This is a genomic window from Nocardioides sp. LHG3406-4 (assembly GCF_049897745.1).
Classification (GTDB): domain Bacteria; phylum Actinomycetota; class Actinomycetes; order Propionibacteriales; family Nocardioidaceae; genus Nocardioides.
Genome location: NZ_JAFCWV010000001.1, coordinates 945,617 through 964,747, shown reverse-complemented (window position 1 = coordinate 964,747; position 19,131 = coordinate 945,617). Strand labels below are relative to the sequence as shown.

The window sequence follows — 19,131 nt, the reverse complement described above, 5'->3', positions numbered from 1 at the left end:
GAGCGATGTCGACCAAGAAGGACCTCGTCGAGGCCTACTCGTTCAGCCGCCGTCGTCTGGTCACTGCGTTCCTGTCGGGGGCGCCCGGCGGCCGCGAGGTCGAGCCGACCAAGCCCAGCCGCGGCATCGTGGGCGGCGTCGCGCTCGCCGTGCTGCTGTGCGCCGGTGCTGCGATCACCGGCTTCCTGGGCGGTCGGCCCAACTCCAGCTGGCTCGACAAGGGCAGCTTCGTCATCTCCAAGGACACCGGCGAGCAGTACGTCGTCCTGCGCGGTGGTGACGACCCGGTGATCCAGCGGGTGCCCAACTTCGTCTCCGCGCAGCTGCTGCTGGGCAGCGCCGAGCCGAGCGTCTACTCCGTCAAGGACAAGTACATCCGCGACGTGCGCCTCGGTGACGACCTCGGCATCGAGCGCGCCCCGGCCGGCCTGCCGGCGACCTCCGAGCTGATCGAGGACGGCTGGACGGCCTGCACCGAGGACGGCGAGGGCATCAAGCTCAACGTCGACGAGGCGCCGCAGGTCGACCCCGCCGCCGGTGGCGCATTCGCGGTGACCACCGGTCGCGGTGACATGTGGCTGATCGCCGCCTCGCCGGAGGGCAAGGCGTACCGGTTCGCTATGCCGACCGACCCGACGGCGCTGTCGAGCCTGCTCGACTCCCTCGGCTTCGGGGCGAGCACCCAGGCCGCGGTGGTCGACGACGACTGGCTCAACCTCTTCCCGCTGGGTCCGGAGCTGACCCTCGACTCCTTCGGCGTCACGAAGGCTGGGCAGCCGGTCGACTACGCCGAGCTCGAGACCGACCTGTCGGCGTACCGCATCGGGGACCTCCTCCAAAACGAGCAGGGTCGCTACTACCTGCTCGCCGACGACGCCCCGGAGCCGCTCGACCCGTTCCCCGCGCTCGTCTACCAGGCCGTCGGCGCCGCACCGCAGCAGCTCCCCAGCACCATGAACGCCTTCCTCGCCGCCCCGGTCACTCCCGAGCAGTGGCCGAGCGCAGCGCCCACGGGCGTGCAGGGTGGCGAGATGTGCGGCGTCCTGGTGGGCGACGACGAGGGCGGCACCTCGGTCGCCCTGGGCGTGAACCCGACCGACGACGCGTCCGCGGCCGAGCTCGGCGCGGGCAGCCACGACGTCGACGTCGACCCCTCGGGAGGCGCGTACGTGCTCTCCGGTGGGGACGGCGAGGCCGACGGCGGCGGTGGCGACGGATCGCCGTACGTCGTGGACGCGAAGGGCTCGAAGTATGCCCTCATCGGTCCGCAGGTGGCCGACTACATCGGCTACGGCGGGTACGACGCGCCTGTCGTGCCGGACGCCTGGATGGAGTTCTTCACCCCGGGCGTGGACCTCTCGGTCAACATGGCCCGGCGGGTGCCCGAGGACGCGCCCGACGCAGCCTCATGAGGCGGCTGGTCGCCGGCGCCCTGGGCGCGCTGGTGGGTTCCCTGGTGCTCGTGCCGGTGGGCTCCGGGCCGGCGTCCGCCGAGGGTGAGGATCCGTGCGACAAGGGGATCATCGCCGAGTCCGAGCGCACCGCGGACACCAAGGCGCACGTCAGCGCGCCGCTCGAGCGGATGCACGTGCCCGAGGCCCAGCGGATCACCAGGGGCGCGGGCGTCACCGTCGCCGTCGTCGACAGCGGTGTGGGCGCCGGCCTCGGCATCGACGTGGTGCAGCAGTCGGTGCCCGGTCTCCAGCCGACCCTGCTGTCCGGGCACGGCACCATCGTCGGCGGGTTGATCGCCGGACCCGACGGCGTCGCGCCCAAGGCACGCATCCTCTCGATGCGCGTGCTCGACAAGGACGACCCCGACCCCCAGCGCGGGGAGCGTGGCGTCTCGTCCGCGCTGCTGGCGCAGGGCATCGACCAGCTGGTCGCACTGCACCGGACCACGCCGTTCCAGGTCGTCAACGTCTCCCTCGCCGTACCCGCCAACGACCCCGTCCTCGAGGCGGCGGTGAAGCGGCTCGCCCAGCTCGACGTGGTGATCGTCGCGGCGAGCGGCAACCGGCGCACCGAGGAGGAGGGCGAGGCACCGCCCGCGCGCGCCACCAGCGACGCGGACATCTACCCGGCCGACTACAAGAACGTCCTCGCCGTCAACGCGGTCGGCCCCTCCGCCTTCACCGACGTCCGGCCCTTCGTGTATCCCAACGCCGACACCGACGTCGCGGCTCCCACCGCCGGGGCGATCTCGGTCAACCTCAACGGTCAGCGCTGCCAGATCGCCGACGAGATCGCCACGTCGTACGCCGCGGCGGAGGTCAGCGGCGTCGTGGCGCTGCTGCGGTCCCGCTTCCCGAGGGAGTCCGCCCGCCAGATCGTCGCCCGGCTGATGCGCACCGCTGAGGGATCCGAGGCCAACCCGAACCCCTGGACCGGCGCCGGCGTCGTCCAGGCCGCCGACGCGCTGACCCGCCAGCTGGTGCCGGACAGGAAGGGCGACACCCAGCGCACCACCGCCGAGACGCGCGCCGACGCCCAGGCGCCGCCCGCCCCGGAGCGCGTGGACGCCTACGGGCCCTCACGCACGATGCTCATGTGGTTCGCGCTGGGGTCCGGTGCGCTGTTGGCGCTGGCGCTCATGACGAGGCCGTTGTTCCGTCGTACGTCGTCCGGCTGAGGCGCTCAGCAGCCGCAGTTGCTGGTCGCGCCGTTGCGCTTTCTGGCGGCCCTCGTCTCGATGTCGGCCGCCGCCTGCTGCATAGCGCGGCACGAGGGCGAACATGTCCTCGGGCGACTTGCGGCCGATGTGGGTAGGCAGGTTGATCGCCGCGATGGTGTCAGCCAGCCACAGCCGGTCGGTGCCAGCTCCCGCCTCGCCCTGATCCTGGCTTTCACATGCACAACAGTCTTCGGTCCTTGCCTGATGCTGCCGGCCGCGCGGGCCGTGCTGGCCGTGCTGGCCGTGCTGTGCTGCAATCGGGTCATGCCGCTGGGCGAACTCCGCGACTTGCTCGCGCGTCACGCTCGGACCGGTCAGACCACTGTGATGGAGGGGGTACGACTCTGCCGGTTCGACCGACCGGTGGTCCCGGCGACCTCGATGTCTGGGACGTCGCTCGCCATCGTGGCCCAGGGCGGCAAGCGTCTGGCGCTCGGAGATCAGGTCCACGACTACGGCCCTGGTCAGTACTTGGTCACCTCAGCCGATCTCCCGGTCACTGGTCACGTGGTCGACTCAGGGGTCCCGACCCTTGGGTTCGGGATGACCCTGGAACCTGCTGAGCTTGCCGACCTGCTCGTGGAGGCCGATCTTCCGCCGCGTCCCGCGGGGGCGAGTGTCATCGCGGTGTGCGATGCCCCAGACGAGTTGCTCGATGCCGTGGTGCGGCTGCTGCGCCTCCTCGACCACCCGGAGGACCGCAGGGTCCTCGCTCCGCTGATTAGACGAGAGATCCTGTGGCGACTGCTCACCGGCGACAGCGGCGGCGCTGTTCAGCAGATCGCGAAGGACGGGAGCACGCACATCCGGCGAGCGATCCGGTGGATCCGTGAGAACTACCAGGAGCCCTTGAAGGTCGAAGAGCTCGCCCGGCTCGCCGGCCTGAGCGTGTCCGCCTTCCACCGCAACTTCCGTGCGGTCACCTCGATGAGCCCGATCCAGTTCCAGAAGCAGATCCGACTGCAGGAGGCTCGGCTCCTGCTGGCAGGCCGTGAGTACGACGTCACGACTGCCGGACACCGGGTCGGTTACGTCAGCGCGTCCCAGTTCAGCCGGGAGTACCGCCGCCAGTTCGGCGCCCCGCCCAGCGTCGATTCCGCCCAGCTCCGTGACCAGGCCACTGCCCCGGCACTGCCCTGAGCAGCAGGAACGGGCAAGGACGCGGGACGATCGCGCTGTTGCGGTGCCGTTGCCGTTGATGTCATAGGGAGCACGGGCACCGCACTGCCGCGCGCCGGTCTGGAGGACTACCTCCTCCTGGGCCGAGCTCTGCTTTCCCGGTCGACGGCCACCGGTGCCCGCTGATCATTCCGCTGAACTTCGAGGAGAAGCATGAAGTACCGCACGCTGGGCCGGACTGGGATCAGGGTCAGCCCGTACGCTCTGGGCGCCATGATGTTCGGCGCCATGGGGAACCCCGATCACGACGAGTCGACCCGGATCATCCATCGGGCGCTCGATGCCGGGATCAACTTCGTGGACACTGCCGACATCTACTCGGGCGGCGAGTCGGAGGTGATCGTCGGCAAGGCCCTCAAGGGCCGCCGCGACGACGTCGTCCTAGCGACCAAGGCCAACTTCCCGATGAGCGACGATCCGAACCACCGCGGCAACTCCGGCCGCTGGCTGACGCGGGCCGTCGAGGACTCGTTGCGCCGACTGCAGACCGATCACCTCGACCTCTACCAGATCCACCGCCCCGACCCGGACACCGATATCGAGGAGACGCTCTCGGCCCTCACCGATCTGATCCAGAGCGGCAAGGTCCGCGCGATCGGCACGTCGACCTTCCCCGCATCCGAGATCGTCGAGGCCCAGTGGGTCGCCGAGCGCCGCGGTCTCGCACGATTCCGAACGGAGCAGCCGCCGTACTCGATCGTCAACCGCGTCATCGAGCGTGAGGTCCTTCCGGTCACTCAACGCTATGGAATGGGGACCCTGGTGTGGAGTCCGCTCGCGCAGGGGCTGCTCACCGGACGGATCCGCAGGGGTCAGGCGAACGAGACCCACCGTTCGGCGAGCATGCCCGTGCACTTCGAGCACGACGGAAAGCTGGCCGTGGTCGAGCAACTCGTGACGCTCGCGGACCAGGCAGGGCTCCGGATGACCCATCTGGCGATGGCCTTCGCTGTGTCACACCCGGGCGTGACCTCGGCGATCATCGGCCCGCGCACCATGGATCACCTGGAGGACCTCCTGGCGGGCGCAGAGGTCATGCTCGATGACGACATCCTCGACCGGATCGACGAGATCGCACCACCCGGTACCGAGGCTGGCCCGAACGAGGTCGCCTACACCCCACCCGCCGTACTCGATCCCACCCTCCGTCGCCGCCCCACCCCAGACCGCTCCGCAGCATGATCGGGTCAGCCCCGGATACCGGATCGGAGATCGGAAAGACATGACGATCGACATGGCGGTCGCCCGCGCGCTCGCACTCGGACCCGAATCGTCCGCCCAAGATCACACGATCGACATCACCACGATCGGAGCACGCTCGGGTCAGCCGCGCAGGATAGAGATCTGGTTCCACCGCGTCGACGGCAAGTGGTATCTGAGCGGCATGCCCATGCCTCGCAGCTGGAACGCCAATCTCCGTGCCAACCCACGGTTCACGGTCCATCTCAAGCATGGCGTCCGCGCTGACCTGCCGGCCACCGCCCACGCGGTCGATGACGAAGAGACGCGCGAGCGCGTTATGACCGAGATCTTGAAGACGCAGGACCGACCGGCGACGGGCGGGCGCGCGCCCCGTCAGCACTTGTCAGACTGGCTCGCAGGAAGCCCGCTGGTCGAGATCGTGTTCGATGATCAGGAGCTCGCAGCGGCCGCATCCAGGTACGGCTGAGCGTGATCGCGAGGCTGCAGCCCCAGACACGCCTTCGTCAGAACGCAGCTGTCCCTGACCGAGACGGGTGACAGTTCGGGTGAGGCCGTCTCGGTGGCGGGTGTCGGTACGCCTTGCCCCCTGACCGGGGCCCACCTGCCGGCGTTCACCGGTGGCATCCGAGCGGCGCTCCACGAGATCGCCCCGGTGCTGATCGGCGTCGACCCGCGCAACCTCGCGGCGGTGACGGCGCGGATGGACGGGGCGCTGCGGGGCCAGGCGCCGCCAAGTGCCCGGTCGACGTCGCCTGCTGGGACATCCTGGGCCGGTCCGCGGGACTGCCCGTTGCCACCCTGCTGGGCGGCCTCGTGACCGACGACCTGCCACTGTACGAGGCGATCCCGATCGGCACCGTCGAGCAGACTGAGGAGCGCGTGGAGGCCTCGATGGCCCGCGGCTTCCGGCGCTTCCAGCTGAAGGTGGGCGGCGATCCTCGAGCGGACGTCGTCGCCGTCCGCCGGGTCGTGGAGCTGGCGGGGGAGGGCGCCCTGATCATCGTCGATGCCAACGGTGGGTGGCGCCTCGACGACGCGCTCGTGGCGGCCCGCGGGCTGGCGGACCTGCCGATCTACCTCGAGCAGCCGTGCCCGACGCTCGAGGCGTGCGCCCGGGTCCAGCGCGTCACCGGTCTGCCGATGATCTACGACGAAGTCGTCGTCGACGCCCAGAGCCTGGTGGCCGCGGTCCGGGAAGGTGGGGCGAGTGTCGTCAACCTCAAGCTGACGAAGGTCGGAGGGCTGACGCCCTTGCGCGCGCTGCGCGACCTCGCCGCGAGCCTCGGGGTCCGGATGATGCTGGAGGACAGCTGGGGCGGGGACATCGCCAGCGCGGCGATCAGCCAGATCGCGGCGAGCGCACCGGCCGGCGCGCTGCTGGCGACGACGTTCGTCAACGACGCCACCCGGGAGCACATCGCCGGGCACCAGCCACGCTCGGCGAACGGTCAGGGCAACGTGCCCGCAGGTGTCGGGCTCGGAATCGACGTCGGGCTGGAGCTGCTGGGCGCCCCGATCGCGACCTACGTGTGACCGTCGCGGCGCTCGGCCCGACTACAACATCGTCCCGCCGGCGCTCTCCCAGCAGATCAAGCAGCTCGAGCCCGAGCGCTTGTGTGCGTCGGCCCTCGAAGAGGTACGAGACCAGGAGCTGCTCGACATCGCCACCTCCAGCAACGCCGAGACCTCGAGGCGGCGACCTGGCTGGACACCGCATGAAGGCGGCCCCAGGCGCTGATCGTGGCGCCGCGGCCTGCGGTCGGGAGCTGGTCGCGATCACTCCGCAGGTGTGCCGAACAGGGCCATGTACACCGCAACCTGTTCGTACCCGTCGAGTGCGAACAGGCGGTTGATGCTCCTGTCGACGAACCCGCCGACAGGGACCGCTGCCAGACCGAGAGCCTCGGCCACGATGAGGAGGTTCTGCATGATGTGGCCGGCCTCCAGCAGGATGAATCGATACCCCCGTTCGCCGTACTTGAACTCGCTGCGTGACAGATTGGCCACCAGAACCACCGCCAGGCCGGCCAGGTCACTCTCCTCCCGCAGGTACGTCGCCCCGCCGAGGTCGTCAGCGGCGTCGCCGGGTCCCACGAGTCGAAGCTGGTGTCCTTCAGGGTCGTAGGCATAGCGCCCTGGCACCAGGCCATCGACGCGGAGGGCGGCGCAGTAGGTGTCGAGCGGGAAGAGCGCGCCGCCGGACGGCGCGCACCTGAGGCCCCAGACATTGCCGTGGGAGTCCTGGTTGTGAGCGGTGACGCCGCAGGAGTAGCGCAGTAGGGCCGACACATCCTCCAGCGCCACGTGTGAGCCGTCGAACGACCGGCGGCTGCGCCTGGAGAGAAGCGTCTCGAGGAGGCCGCCGGAGATCTGACTCTCTGGGGGCAGAACAGTGCCCGGCGCCAAGTCATAGGGGGCGGCGGGATGGGCGATCACCTCGCGGATCGTCGAGACGGTGTTCACCGACCACACCACTCGTGCCACGGACAGGTCCGAGCTCTGCAGGGCGGAGGCCTCGTGGAAGCTTCTGGATGCGGACTCGAGCGCGAGAACGGGTCCTCCATACTCGGGGTCCATCGCGATCACTTCCTCCGTCAGGGATAGGGATGGGGAAACGGGTTGCAAGGTTCGGTCACGACCGCGGGCCGGTCGAATCCGACCTGCCTGGGCACCGTCCGCCATCTCGGCCCGCCAAGCATCTGCAGCCGGTGGTCGCCGTCCATGGTCTCCAGCCCCGGCACCACGACCCGGTTGACGTGGTAGCCGCACGCGGCGACGTCCGGCGTGGTGAGGTCGACGACGACAGGGCGGTAGCCGAGCCCGATCAGCTTGCCGACGAGCCTGTCCAGTTCAACCGCCGATGATTGCCCCTCGGACTCCAGCGACGACAACGACACCCGGTCACGCGTGTCCAGGAGAAACGAGAAGGCCTCCATCAGGTGCGCGGAGGAGTACAGCCGCGCGCGATCCATGAACGTGCGAATCTCGGCGAAGTCCGACACGGGCTCCTCGTCGGCGAAGCCGGTGTGATCGAGCCAGCTGAGGCCCTGGATGAGCTCACACAGGGTCTTCAGTGCGGCCCGTGCCGCGTCGGGGTTCGCGGCACCGCCCACCACCATCCGAGGCCGGGGGCCCCGCTTGTCCAAGAGCAGGCCGAAGAAGGAGGGGACTCCGAGATCCAGGGTCGTGTGCCACAGCATGTACTCGATCCCCGGACGAGCGAATCGCGACTGGAACACCTCATTCAGTTGCGAGGCCGGGTCGATCTCCACGCGCGGGACAGAGAGAGCGTTGCGCCACACGATCATGAAGGCATCCCTCTCTATCAACTCGCACAGGCCCCTCAGCTGCGCTGTGCCAGGGGCGTCCGCGCAGGCACATCCGGTCGACACTGACGGGCCGACCGAGCGGGTCGCGCCCACATTGAGGAGGGGTGACGAACTGAGCTGGGCGAAGCACGCCGGAACCATCACGCGGGTGCGAGAAGCGATGTCTTCGCCCGACACCCACGCGAGCCGCTGATCATTCGTGAAGGCGGGGTAGGGCACGCGCTGGCCGGGGTCGAACAACGCCCAGTCGCCAGGCTCGTGCGCGCTGAGCCCACAGCGAACCAAGTCGTCGTACGAGCCGTAGGTCAACGACTCCTCGCGGACGAACGCTGAGCAGTAGCGCTCCAGGCATTCTCCCAGCGCAGCTCCACGCGCCTCATCCCAGGACAGTCCGGCACCGCTGCCGACGACGCTCGCGTCGGTGTGCAGCCCCATGACCTCCATGTCCGGGCCAGTCGCTGCGGCGACGAACACGTCGGGGTCACCGAGACCGATCTCCGCCTCGGTGATGTAGGTGACGATCCCGATACGGGGGCTGTAAGGGCTAGCGGCGAGCATCACCGGCTCCACCGGGTTCGTCCCACAGGCGCCTGGCCGGCCGGCGAGGGGGCCGGCAGACCTTGCAGTCGGGCACCCGCAGCAGCGTATGCATCTCGGGCAACCCGCCGAAGTAGTCGATGAACAGGACCCGCCCACGGGTGGCCGGCTCACCGATGCGAGTGAGGTGCTTGATGGACTCGACGGCCAGCCAGTCGAGCCCCAGTGGGTGGGCAAGGTCACCGGAATCGGCCGGGACACCGAGGATGCTGCGCTCCCATGGGGAGAGCGCCGCGTCACGACGCTTCTCGTAGCAGGCGTAGCAGGCTGTTTCACCGGGAACAGTCAGCGGTCCCAGCTGCACCTGGGTTGAATGCTGGTGCACGAAGAGTGCCGGCCTGGCCGCGGAGACACACGCCCGGTTGACCATGCGCGCTAGCGCCCGGTCCGGGCCCCGCGTCGCACTGATCGTCAAGGCGACGTCCTGCTGGAGGTCTCCGACGCCAGCCTCTCCAGAATCGACGACGTGCACGTCCCGGATGCCGACCCGACTCAGGCTGGTGACGACATCGAGCGCAACGTCGTCGGAGGAGGCGAAGACCGCCAGGGTGCTGCTGCCCAAGGTCTCCTGCAGCCGCCGACCCACGTCCGCCACATCGTCCGAAGATTCGTGGAGCAGACCGTCACGAAGCCCGAGCAGGCCCAGCAACTGCGTCTGACCCCCGGCAAGCAGGTCTTCGCCAGGAGGATCACCGCGGTCCGGAGCCCCGGTGAACGACGCGATCGCATCGTGGATCTCGTCCGGCTGATGCCCCGCGACCAGGAGCTTGCCCCACAGCTCGTTCATCGGCGTGGAGACACCTAGGAGCGTCCGGACCTGCTCCTGGATCTCCGGTCGATCCCTGGCGTCGTCGCCACCGCGCAAAGCGGTCAGGCTTCCAGCGCGACGAGGTCGAAGGTGCTTGACGAGGTCGACGTGCAGATGTTGGAGCTCGTGGAGCTACTGGTGGACAACGTCACGTCCACCAGCGCGTTCTCGAACCGTGCCCGCGCCGCGAACGCGAACTTCTGCATGGTTGGCGTCTGCATGCTGATGGCACGCGCATACTCTGGTGGGAACAATGACTTGGAGTACTTGTCCCCCAGCAGTTGCCGGACGACCGCGCCGATCATCATTCCCTGATCGCCGGGTGCCATCTCGGCGTATGTCTTGAGCCTCTCCTTGTCAGCCGTGGAGACACTCGAGCCCTTCTTGGCCAGTGCGGCTTCCGGCAGTCTCTTCGCCAACTTGTCGATCGCGTCGTCGGCGACATCCTTGGCGCTCAGGGTGGCGGAGCTCAGCTTCTTCTTCTTGGGGTCCCACTGGTGCAGCGTGAACTCCCGGACTCCGAACGGCCGGTGGCCGACGTCGACGGACGTTGCCAGGGCATAGCCGCTGTGGTCGATGCTGATGCCGACTGCCCGGTGACTCGCGTCGGCGGAGGTGGCGGGTATGAAGCTGGGCAGGACGCCGAGCACGCGTGGCCTGAGCATTCCTGACGAATCCAAGCCGGTGTAGACGAACACCTTGCCGCGCTCGAAGTAGAAGGCGTACTTCTCCTTCAGGAAGGCCCTATAGAGGGCCGCGAAGGACGGGCTCGTCTTGAGCTTCTGATCGAACCAGTGCCGTGCCTCGTTGTCGGGGAGCTGCAGAAGAGAGCCACGGGGAACGTTGAACTTCTGGGTTGCCATGAGAACCTCCGTGCCCACAGCCCGAGTTGTGGGGACATCCCCACGGCCGCGGGTTCAATTCGCAGAGTACGCCGGGAGGTCTGGGCCGTCCAGACCAAGCGAGCGCCGTGATCGCGGGGCTGCCCTGCGGCCGATGTCGGACCAGAACCAAGCCTGTGCGGGGTCGCTTCGCGCCGACCGATCCGACGTGAATCAGTCTGCTGCTTCTTCACGGGTTCTCGTCAGGACGTGGCGAGATGCCCCCGGGACGCGCGCGGACGCGGGCTGGCACTGAGTGAGTCGCCGGGGGGCCCTCGAAGGTGGCGACCAAACGGTCCTGGTCCTGCGTCGTGGGCCGATGGTGGGGGTCGGCCGTCCCGACCCCCACTGTCGCTCGTCCGGCTGGCGCGTCAGAGGTGGTTGATCCGGTAGACGTCTCCGGTCACTGAGACAACGAAGGCGGTCCTGCCGACGAACTCCACGGACGTGGGGCGGTCGAGCACGAGCTCCTGGCCGTTGGCGCCGATGACCGCCGTCAGGTCGCCGTTGCGCCCGACCACCAGCAGGCGGCCCGTGTTGGGGAGCGCTCGAGAGCCCTCTCCGACGCCGTCCCACTGGCCCTGGGAGAGGGCGTAGAGCACTCCGCGCGGCCCCCGCTCGACGTCGATAAGCATGCTCGCCCCGCTGGCTACCTCGTGCGGCGCCGTGCGCGGGTCACCGGCGACGATCTTGCCGGTCTCGGGAAGGTGGGGGATCGGGCCCAGCTGGCTGACGAAGACGTCGCCGGCGGCGGTCTCCAGTCCGGTCGGCACCACGTTTCCAAACGTAGCGACCTCGGCGATCGCACCGGCCTTGCTGACCCAGAGCACCCGGTTGTGGTGCCCGTCGGTCACCAGGAACCCACCACGGTACGGCTGCATCGCGAACTGCACGCCGGTGTCGACGAAGTACCCCACGTTCGGGGGATTGTCGACCGACCACTGGCCCAGGTCGGCGATGAGCTTCGGAGTGCCGTCGGGTTCGATGCGGTAGAGCCCGTTCTTCGCACCAGGGTCGCCGAACTGCTCACCAGTGGGGACGATCGTGTAGTGCAACAGGGTGGTGAGGACGTAGGCCCTCCCGTGCAGGAACGCAACGTCGACCGCACCCCCGATGTCGAGGCCCGGGAACGGCTTCGGCGGGAGTCCGCTGGCGAAGGTGTCGATCGCGCCGGTCCTGCGGTCGATGCGCAGCACCTCCCCGGCGCTCCCCTCGGTGACGTAGAGCGCCCCATCGGGACCGATCGTGCTGCCGACGGTGAAGTCGTCAGTGCCGTATGCGGCCAGGTGTGTCACCGTGGGGCCGCGCGGGTGCGCGGCGTTGGCCGTCGACGTGGCGACGGCACCCGAAAGCGATGACGACAGCAGCAGCGCCGCTGCGGCGAAGAACACCATTCTCTTGTGCATGTTGACTCCTCGAGCCACGCGTGCTCGCGGTGCGAGCACGCGGTGTGGACCGGGCACTGCCCGGCCGGGTGTGGCGAAATAGGCAACCAGCCCCCCGGAGTCGGTCGTCGTAGTGGCCGTGCGCGCTAGAGAAGGTCCAGGCGATCGAACGTCCTCAATCTCGTCACGTTAGTTCAACCGAGTCTCGAGCGCCACGGCCGGAGCCCAGACTTCTTCGGCTCGCCCTCGGGCCCAGTGATTGCCGCCGCAGGGGACAGCAGCTGTCACCCCCAGTGCTCGTCGAGGGCGTTCACGAGCAAGATCGCGATGGGTTCCCTTGGGCCGCCCTCTCCGTAGTGCTTCCGCCTGGGGGACCCGGAGAGCTGGAGGTGTTTCCCCGAGCGCCGGCTCTCTCTCGGCTTCCAGATCTGGTCCCGCTTGCCCGAGGCCACCAGGAAGGCGCCGGCCCCAAGGGCTCGAGACCGGGTCAGGAAGCGGGTCAGGACGCGCGAAACCCCGCTCACATCTTCGAATGAGCGGGGCTTCGTGAGGCGGAAGTGTGCGGTCTCGTCACTTCCCGTGGCGGAGGATAGGGGATTCGAACCCCTGAGGGCTATTAACCCAACCCGCTTTCCAAGCGAGCGCCATAGGCCACTAGGCGAATCCTCCGCCGAGGAGGCTACCGGTCGAGTCACCGTGCGCCGAAATCGGGCCGGCCGCCCGCTTTGGAGTGCTCGGCGGGCCTCACCTAGACTCTGCGGCAACCCCCCGCGTGGCGGCATCTTGCCGAACTCCCCCAGGGCCGGAAGGCAGCAAGGGTAGGCGAGCTCTGTCGGGTACGCGGGGGGCCTTTTCACGCCCCGAGGTCCGGGCCTGCCCGAGCCCCGATCCGGGCGGGGGGTAGCGTCCTGGGACACGCTGACCGAGTCCGGCCACAATGCCCAGCGGCTGCGGTAGTCCGTGTCGGCGTGGGTGGTTAGGGTTCAGGAGTGGACTCACCCCTCGCGCTCTACCGCCGCTACCGGCCCGAGACGTTCGCCCAGGTCATCGGGCAGGACCACGTCACCGGGCCACTGCGCAACGCGCTCCAGCACGACCGGGTCAACCACGCCTATCTCTTCTCCGGGCCGCGCGGCTGCGGCAAGACGACCTCGGCCCGCATCCTGGCCCGCAGCCTCAACTGCGCCCAGGCGCCGGTGGCCGACCCCTGCGGGGAGTGCGACAGCTGCGGCGAGCTGGCCACCGGGGGCAGCGGCTCCATCGACGTGATCGAGATCGACGCCGCGTCGCACGGCGGCGTCGACGACGCCCGCGACCTGCGCGAGAAGGCCTTCTTCGCGCCGGTGCGCGACCGCTACAAGATCTACATCATCGACGAGGCGCACATGGTGACCACGGCAGGGTTCAACGCCCTGCTCAAGCTGGTCGAGGAGCCGCCCCCGCACCTGCGGTTCATCTTCGCCACCACCGAGCCCGAGAAGGTGCTGCCGACGATCCGTTCGCGCACTCACCACTACCCGTTCCGGCTGATCCCGCCGAGGATGCTGGCCGACTACCTCGTCGAGCTCTGCGAGTGCGAGAGCGTCAGCATCGAGCCCGCGGCCGTGCCGCTGGTGGTGCGTGCGGGCGGTGGGTCGGCCCGCGACACGTTGTCGGTGCTCGACCAGCTGATGGGTGGTGCCGGCCCTGAGGGCGTGACCCACTCGCTGGCCACAGCGCTGCTCGGCTTCACCCCCGACACCCTGCTCGACGACGCCATCGACGCGTTCGCCGCTGCCGACGGAGCAGCCGTCTTCGGTGTCGTCGACAAGGTGATCGAGTCCGGGCACGATCCCCGGCACTTCACCGAGGACCTCCTCCGCCGGCTGCGCGACCTGGTCATCGTCTCGGCGGTGCCCGACGCCCCGGTGACCGGTCTCATCGACGTCTCCCACGACCAGGGCGACCGGCTGGTGGCGCAGGCCGCCCGTTTCGGGGCCAGTGACCTCTCGCGGGCCGCCGACCTCGTCGCCTCCGGGCTCACCGAGATGCGCGGCGCGACGGCGCCCCGGCTCCTGCTCGAGCTGATCTGCGCGCGCGTGCTGCTCCCGGGCGCCGACCACACGACCGACGGCGTGCTGGCGCGGCTCGACCGGCTGGAGAAGAGGGCGTCCATCGTCGGCAGCCCGGATGCGCCCACCCCGCCTCCGCCGACGGCACCTGCGACCCCGCCGGCGGCGCGGGTCGAGCCCCCTCCCGCGCGCGCCGCGGAGCCCCCGGCTCGCGAGGAGCGACCCGAGCCCCTGATGGCCGCCGAGCCCGAGCCTGCTGCCCCGCACGCGTCACCATCCACCACTGGGGCCATCCCTGAGCCCACCCCTGAGCCCACGCCTGCGGCACCACCCCAGCAGGTCGCCGCCCCGGCGGCAGCGGCCGAACCTGCCAGTGGGCCCGCGGGCGGCCTGACCCTGATCGACGTACGCCGGCTGTGGCCCGACATCGTCGAGGCCACCAAGCTCCGGCGCAGGGTGGCCTGGATGCACCTCACCCAGAACTCCCAGGTGCTGGCGCTCGATGGCCAGGTCCTCACGCTCGGCTTCACCAACGCCGGTGCCCGAGACTCGTTCGTGGGCGGCGGGTGCGACGAGATCCTGCGGCAGGCCGCGATCGACGTGGTCGGCGCCGACTGGAAGATCGACGCCATCGTCGACCCCAGCGCCCAGCCGGCTCCGGCCCCGGCCGGCACCCGGGCCGCGCCGCCGCAGCCTCCCGAGCCGGCCGCGGCCGTCCCGGTCGACCAGTCGCCGAGCGAGGCGCCCGACTGGGCCCGCGACGACCAGCCGCCGGTCGCGCCGTCCCCGGAGAAGCCTGCGCCCGAGCCGACCCCGCCGGGTCGCGCCCAGGACCCCGAGGCGATCGCGGCGGCGCGGGAGGCGATCCTGGCCACCCGCACGCCCGGCGCCGAGCCGAGCGGTGACGACCCGCGCAAGCTGGCCGACGCCGCCGCGCACCCCGACGACCCGGATGCCGACACCAACGGGCTGGCCGGGGCCGAGCTGCTCCAACGCACGCTCGGCGCCGAGGTCATCGAAGAGATCCCGCACACCTGAGACCCCCCTGCCCACCCACCTGATCAACGACGCACCCTGAGGACACGACATGACGCAGAACCCGTTCGACAACCTCGGTGGCGAGGGCGGCTTCGACATGAACGCGCTGCTGGCGCAGGCCCAGCAGATGCAGGAGCAGCTGACCCGGGCCCAGGAGCAGCTGCACACGATGACCGTCCAGGGCACCGTCTCCGGCGGGGCGGTGACCGTGACGACCAACGGCGTGGGCGAGCTGGTCTCCATCGACATCAAGGCCGGCCAGTTCGACGGGTCGAGCGAGGACGACCTGGCCGACCTCGGCGACATGATCGTGGCCGCCTACCGCGACGCCAAGGGCCAGGCCGACGCGATGGCCTCCGAGACCCTGGGGCCGCTCGCCGGCGGTCTCCCCGGACAGGCCTGAGGACCTTGTACGAAGGCATCGTTCAGGACCTCATCGACGAGCTCGGCAGGCTGCCCGGCGTCGGCCCCAAGAGTGCCCAGCGCATCGCGTTCCACCTGCTGCAGGCCGAGCCGACCGACGTACGCCGCCTGGCCGACGTCCTGATCGAGGTCAAGGCGAAGGTGAAGTTCTGCTCGATCTGCTTCAACGTCTCCGAGGACGACCAGTGCCGCATCTGCCGTGACCCGCGTCGCGAGCCCGGCATCCTGTGCGTGGTCGAGGAGTACAAGGACGTCGTGGCGATCGAGCGGACCCGCGAGTTCCGGGGCCGCTATCACGTGCTGGGTGGGGCCATCTCGCCCATCGACGGCATCGGCCCCGACCAGCTGCGCGTCCGCGAGCTGATGATGCGGCTGGCCGACGGGGCCGTCACGGAGGTCGTCCTGGCCACCGATCCCAACCTCGAGGGCGAGGCGACCGCGACGTACCTCACACGCATGCTCAAGCCCCTGGGGTTGCGCGTGACCCGGCTGGCGAGTGGACTGCCCGTAGGTGGGGACCTGGAGTACGCCGACGAGGTTACCCTTGGCCGGGCATTCGCTGGGAGGCGATCCGCAGATGACTGACAGCAGGCTGGACCCCGAGCTCGAGGAGTTCGCGGGGCAGATCACCGACCAGGTGCGCTCGTTCCTGGTCGCCGTGCAGGCGATCGCGCGCGAGGCCGACGGCAGTCGGGCCATCTCCCTGCTCCTGCTCGAGATGAGCCAGATCTCCCTCGCCGGGGCCCGTCTGGGTGCGCAGGTCGACTTCAACCCCGAGGGCGAGTACCAGCCCGACGTCGGACCCGAGCCCGACCTCGACGGTCTGCGGCTGCGGCTCGCGGAGATCCTCGGCGGGGTCGACACCTACAGCTTCGTCTTCGACCCCTACCTGCCCGAGGTCGTCGAGAGCCAGCTCTCCGACGACATCGTCAGCATCGCCACCGACCTCGAGAACGGCATGCGCCACTACAACGCCGGCAACATCGCCGAGGCGCTGTGGTGGTGGCAGTTCTCCTACGTCTCCTCGTGGGGGAACCTCGCCGGAGCGGCGCTCAACGCCCTGTGGTCGGTGGTCTCGCACGACCGTCTCGACGCCGAGTTCACCGGTGAGGACGAGACCCTCGCGATCGTCAATGAGATGCTCGAAGGGGTCGACCCCGCGCCTCGGTAGACTTGGGTGGTCGCCGGATCGTGCGGCGAGTTCCCTCCAGTCGAGCCGCGAAGGTGGATGTTTTTCCGTGGGCATTGTCGTGCAGAAGTACGGCGGGTCGTCCCTCGCCGATGCGGCTGCCATCAAGCGGGTGGCCGCACGCATCGTGGCGACCAAGAAGGCCGGCCACGACGTCGTGGTCGCCGTCTCGGCCATGGGCGACAGCACGGACGACCTGTTCGAGCTGGCCGAGCGCGTCAGCCCGCAGCCGCCCGCCCGCGAGCTCGACATGCTCCTCACTGCGGGCGAGCGGATCTCGATGGCGCTGGTCGCCATGGCGATCTCCGACCTCGGCTTCACCGCGCGCAGCTTCACCGGTTCGCAGGCCGGTGTGATCACCGACTCGGTGCACGGCAAGGCCAAGATCATCGACGTCACCCCCGGCCGCATCTCCTCGGCTCTCGAGGACGGTCACATCGTGATCGTCGCCGGCTTCCAGGGCGTCACCCAGGACACCAAGGAGATCACCACCCTGGGTCGCGGCGGCACCGACACCACGGCCGTCGCGCTGGCTGCCGCGCTCGACGCGACGTACTGCGAGATCTACACCGACGTCGACGGCGTCTTCACCGCCGACCCCCGCATCGTGCCGACGGCGCGCAAGCTCGACCGGATCTCCTCCGAGGAGATGCTCGAGCTGGCCGCGAGCGGCGCCAAGATCCTGCACCTGCGATGCGTCGAGTACGCCCGCCGGTACGACGTCCCGATCCACGTTCGCTCGTCGTTCAGCCAGCTGGAGGGCACCTGGGTGCTGCCGGCGAGCGCGATGGACGAAGCCGAAGGAGAAGCCATGGAACAGGCCATCATCGCGGGCGTCGCCCACGACCGGAGCGAAGCCAAGATCACCGTCGTCGGGGTCCCCGACAAGGTGGGCGAGGCGGCGCGGATCTTCGAGGCGCTCGCCGAGGCGCAGATCAACCTCGACATGATCGTGCAGAACGTCTCGGCCGCCGCGACCAACCTCACCGACATCTCCTTCACCCTGCCGCGCACGGACGGCCGCACGGCCACGCAGGCGCTGGCCGGCTTGCAGGCCGAGATCGGCTTCGAGTCGCTGGTCTACGACGACAAGGTCGGCAAGATCTCGCTGGTCGGCGCGGGTATGCGCTCGCACCCGGGCGTCAGCGCGAAGTTCTTCTCCGCGATCGCCGCCGCGGGCGTCAACATCGACATGATCTCCACCTCCGAGATCCGCCTCTCGGTGGTGGTCTCCGAGGCCGACGTGGACGCCGCGGTCGGGTCCGTGCACACGGCGTTCGACCTCGACGTCACCGAGATCGAGGCAGTCGTCTACGGCGGGACAGGGAGGTAGTCATGGGTGTCCGTATCGGCATCGTGGGCGCGACCGGTCAGGTCGGCGTCGCCGTACGCCAGATCCTGCTGGCGCGGGAGTTCCCGGTCGACGAGGTCCGCTTCTTCGCGTCCGCCCGGTCGGCCGGGACCCTGCTGCCCTTCGGTGACCGGGAGGTCGTCGTCGAGGACGCCTCGACGGCCGATCCCGCGGGGCTCGACATCGCGATCTTCTCCGCCGGCGCGAGCACGTCGCGCGCGCTGGCACCGGCCTTCGCTGCGGCAGGCGTGCTCGTCATCGACAACTCCTCGGCCTTTCGGATGGACCCCGACGTGCCGCTCGTCGTCTCCGAGGTCAACCCCGAGGCCATCCGGGACGCCCGTCGGGGCATCATCGCCAACCCCAACTGCACGACGATGGCCGCGATGCCGGTGCTCAAGCCGCTGCACGACGCGGCCGGGCTCCAGCGGCTGATCGTGTCGACGTACCAGGCGGTGTCCGGAACGGGCGTCGCCGGCGTGCAGGAGCTCGTCGACGGCGTCTCCGCCGCAGGTGACAAGGCCCGCGAGCTGGCCTACGACGGGGAGGCGGTGGCCTTCCCGCCGCCGAACAAGTACGTCGACACCATCGCCTACAACGTGCTCCCGCTGGCTGGCTCCATCGTCGACGACGGTCTGAACGAGACCGACGAGGAGCAGAAGCTCCGCAACGAGTCGCGCAAGATCCTCGGCCTTCCCGACCTCAGGGTGTCGGGCATCTGCGTGCGGGTGCCGGTCGTCACCGGTCACTCGCTCGCCGTGAACGCCGAGTTCGCGCAGGCGTTGACGCCCGCAAGGGCGGCCGAGCTGCTGGCCGACGCGCCGGGCGTCGAGCTGCGTGACGTGCCCACTCCGCTGCACGCGGCCGGCCGGGACCCCTCCTACGTCGGCAGGCTGCGGCAGGACCCCGGAGTCGACGGCGACCGGGGGCTGGCGCTGTTCATCAGCAACGACAACCTGCGCAAGGGCGCCGCCCTCAACACCGTGCAGCTGGCCGAGCTGGTCGCCGCTACCCGCTGACGCG

Annotated in this window: 17 protein-coding genes, 1 tRNA gene, 1 other RNA gene and 1 pseudogene; 14 read left to right on the top strand and 6 right to left on the bottom strand. The window is 69.6% G+C overall.

Going from position 1 to position 19,131, the window contains the following annotated elements; all coding sequences use genetic code 11:
• Window positions 1–5 precede the first annotated feature (5 nt).
• The 7 genes and pseudogenes from ACP7BP_RS04715 to ACP7BP_RS04685 all read left to right on the top strand — a co-directional run bounded on the left by ACP7BP_RS04715 (window position 6) and on the right by ACP7BP_RS04685 (window position 6,589).
• Window positions 6–1,412 carry a type VII secretion protein EccB gene (locus ACP7BP_RS04715; protein ID WP_426242960.1) on the top strand — a complete coding sequence of 469 codons (1,407 nt, stop codon included), beginning with the start codon at window positions 6–8 and terminating at the stop codon, window positions 1,410–1,412.
• Window positions 1,409–2,632: a S8 family serine peptidase gene (locus ACP7BP_RS04710; protein WP_426242958.1), complete on the top strand. Its 1,224-nt coding sequence runs from the start codon at window positions 1,409–1,411 to the stop codon at window positions 2,630–2,632. The genes ACP7BP_RS04715 and ACP7BP_RS04710 overlap by 4 nt, the downstream gene beginning before the upstream one ends.
• 18 nt (window positions 2,633–2,650) lie before the next feature.
• Complete coding sequence (locus ACP7BP_RS04705) at window positions 2,651–3,814, top strand: AraC family transcriptional regulator N-terminal domain-containing protein (protein ID WP_426242956.1); 1,164 nt, start codon at window positions 2,651–2,653, stop codon at window positions 3,812–3,814.
• Between the two features lie 192 nt (window positions 3,815–4,006).
• Window positions 4,007–5,035 carry an aldo/keto reductase gene (locus tag ACP7BP_RS04700; RefSeq protein ID WP_426242954.1) on the top strand — a complete coding sequence of 343 codons (1,029 nt, stop codon included), beginning with the start codon at window positions 4,007–4,009 and terminating at the stop codon, window positions 5,033–5,035.
• 40 nt (window positions 5,036–5,075) lie between these two features.
• The gene (locus ACP7BP_RS04695; RefSeq protein ID WP_426242953.1) at window positions 5,076–5,522 is read left to right on the top strand and encodes a nitroreductase/quinone reductase family protein; all 447 of its coding nucleotides are present in this window, start codon (window positions 5,076–5,078) and stop codon (window positions 5,520–5,522) included.
• A 113-nt stretch (window positions 5,523–5,635) separates the two neighbouring features.
• Window positions 5,636–5,851, top strand: a pseudogene (locus ACP7BP_RS04690) (hypothetical protein); the annotation flags it as partial.
• Window positions 5,852–5,869: 18 nt separating this feature from the next.
• Window positions 5,870–6,589 carry an enolase C-terminal domain-like protein gene (locus tag ACP7BP_RS04685; protein ID WP_426243388.1) on the top strand — a complete coding sequence of 240 codons (720 nt, stop codon included), beginning with the start codon at window positions 5,870–5,872 and terminating at the stop codon, window positions 6,587–6,589.
• Window positions 6,590–6,832: 243 nt separating this feature from the next.
• On the opposite strand, the gene ACP7BP_RS04680 is transcribed toward ACP7BP_RS04685, so the two are convergent.
• The 6 genes from ACP7BP_RS04680 to ACP7BP_RS04655 all read right to left on the bottom strand — a co-directional run bounded on the left by ACP7BP_RS04680 (window position 6,833) and on the right by ACP7BP_RS04655 (window position 12,725).
• Complete coding sequence (locus ACP7BP_RS04680; RefSeq protein WP_426242951.1) at window positions 6,833–7,519, bottom strand: SagB/ThcOx family dehydrogenase; 687 nt, start codon at window positions 7,517–7,519, stop codon at window positions 6,833–6,835.
• Window positions 7,520–7,650: 131 nt separating this feature from the next.
• Window positions 7,651–8,955, bottom strand: a complete 1,305-nt coding sequence (locus tag ACP7BP_RS04675; protein ID WP_426242949.1) for a YcaO-like family protein — start codon at window positions 8,953–8,955, stop codon at window positions 7,651–7,653.
• Window positions 8,930–9,769: a TOMM precursor leader peptide-binding protein gene (locus ACP7BP_RS04670; RefSeq protein WP_426242947.1), complete on the bottom strand. Its 840-nt coding sequence runs from the start codon at window positions 9,767–9,769 to the stop codon at window positions 8,930–8,932. The genes ACP7BP_RS04675 and ACP7BP_RS04670 overlap by 26 nt, the downstream gene beginning before the upstream one ends.
• Before the next feature lie 83 nt (window positions 9,770–9,852).
• Window positions 9,853–10,653 carry a hypothetical protein gene (locus ACP7BP_RS04665; protein WP_426242946.1) on the bottom strand — a complete coding sequence of 267 codons (801 nt, stop codon included), beginning with the start codon at window positions 10,651–10,653 and terminating at the stop codon, window positions 9,853–9,855.
• A gap of 389 nt (window positions 10,654–11,042) precedes the next feature.
• A complete protein-coding gene (locus ACP7BP_RS04660) occupies window positions 11,043–12,077 on the bottom strand; it encodes a ScyD/ScyE family protein (protein ID WP_426242944.1) in 1,035 nt (344 codons plus the stop codon).
• Between the two features lie 559 nt (window positions 12,078–12,636).
• Window positions 12,637–12,725 (bottom strand) — tRNA-Ser (locus ACP7BP_RS04655).
• A gap of 93 nt (window positions 12,726–12,818) precedes the next feature.
• Here ACP7BP_RS04655 and ffs point away from each other — a divergent pair.
• The 7 genes from ffs (at window position 12,819) to ACP7BP_RS04620 (ending at window position 19,127) form a co-directional block, all read left to right on the top strand.
• An RNA gene (gene ffs, locus ACP7BP_RS04650) (signal recognition particle sRNA small type) lies at window positions 12,819–12,909 on the top strand.
• Between the two features lie 136 nt (window positions 12,910–13,045).
• Window positions 13,046–15,145: a DNA polymerase III subunit gamma and tau gene (locus ACP7BP_RS04645; RefSeq protein WP_426242942.1), complete on the top strand. Its 2,100-nt coding sequence runs from the start codon at window positions 13,046–13,048 to the stop codon at window positions 15,143–15,145.
• Between the two features lie 49 nt (window positions 15,146–15,194).
• Complete coding sequence (locus tag ACP7BP_RS04640; protein ID WP_426242940.1) at window positions 15,195–15,548, top strand: YbaB/EbfC family nucleoid-associated protein; 354 nt, start codon at window positions 15,195–15,197, stop codon at window positions 15,546–15,548.
• Between the two features lie 5 nt (window positions 15,549–15,553).
• On the top strand, window positions 15,554–16,153 hold the full coding sequence (gene recR / locus ACP7BP_RS04635; RefSeq protein ID WP_426242938.1) for a recombination mediator RecR: 600 nt from the start codon (window positions 15,554–15,556) through the stop codon (window positions 16,151–16,153).
• On the top strand, window positions 16,146–16,739 hold the full coding sequence (locus tag ACP7BP_RS04630) for a DUF5063 domain-containing protein (RefSeq protein WP_426242937.1): 594 nt from the start codon (window positions 16,146–16,148) through the stop codon (window positions 16,737–16,739). The genes recR and ACP7BP_RS04630 overlap by 8 nt, the downstream gene beginning before the upstream one ends.
• A 67-nt stretch (window positions 16,740–16,806) precedes the next feature.
• On the top strand, window positions 16,807–18,090 hold the full coding sequence (locus ACP7BP_RS04625; protein WP_426242935.1) for an aspartate kinase: 1,284 nt from the start codon (window positions 16,807–16,809) through the stop codon (window positions 18,088–18,090).
• Between the two features lie 2 nt (window positions 18,091–18,092).
• Entirely contained in the window at window positions 18,093–19,127 is a 1,035-nt protein-coding gene (locus ACP7BP_RS04620) for an aspartate-semialdehyde dehydrogenase (protein WP_426242933.1), read from the top strand.
• Window positions 19,128–19,131: the final 4 nt, after the last annotated feature.

Coding starts and splice junctions, on each gene's coding strand:
- ACP7BP_RS04715 (WP_426242960.1), top strand. CDS start 6: ATGTCGACCAAGAAGGACCTCGTCGAGGCCTACTCGTTCAGCCGCCGT.
- ACP7BP_RS04710 (WP_426242958.1), top strand. CDS start 1,409: ATGAGGCGGCTGGTCGCCGGCGCCCTGGGCGCGCTGGTGGGTTCCCTG.
- ACP7BP_RS04700 (WP_426242954.1), top strand. CDS start 4,007: ATGAAGTACCGCACGCTGGGCCGGACTGGGATCAGGGTCAGCCCGTAC.
- ACP7BP_RS04695 (WP_426242953.1), top strand. CDS start 5,076: ATGACGATCGACATGGCGGTCGCCCGCGCGCTCGCACTCGGACCCGAA.
- ACP7BP_RS04670 (WP_426242947.1), bottom strand. CDS start 9,769: ATGAACGAGCTGTGGGGCAAGCTCCTGGTCGCGGGGCATCAGCCGGAC.
- ACP7BP_RS04665 (WP_426242946.1), bottom strand. CDS start 10,653: ATGGCAACCCAGAAGTTCAACGTTCCCCGTGGCTCTCTTCTGCAGCTC.
- ACP7BP_RS04660 (WP_426242944.1), bottom strand. CDS start 12,077: ATGCACAAGAGAATGGTGTTCTTCGCCGCAGCGGCGCTGCTGCTGTCG.
- ACP7BP_RS04640 (WP_426242940.1), top strand. CDS start 15,195: ATGACGCAGAACCCGTTCGACAACCTCGGTGGCGAGGGCGGCTTCGAC.
- ACP7BP_RS04630 (WP_426242937.1), top strand. CDS start 16,146: ATGACTGACAGCAGGCTGGACCCCGAGCTCGAGGAGTTCGCGGGGCAG.
- ACP7BP_RS04620 (WP_426242933.1), top strand. CDS start 18,093: ATGGGTGTCCGTATCGGCATCGTGGGCGCGACCGGTCAGGTCGGCGTC.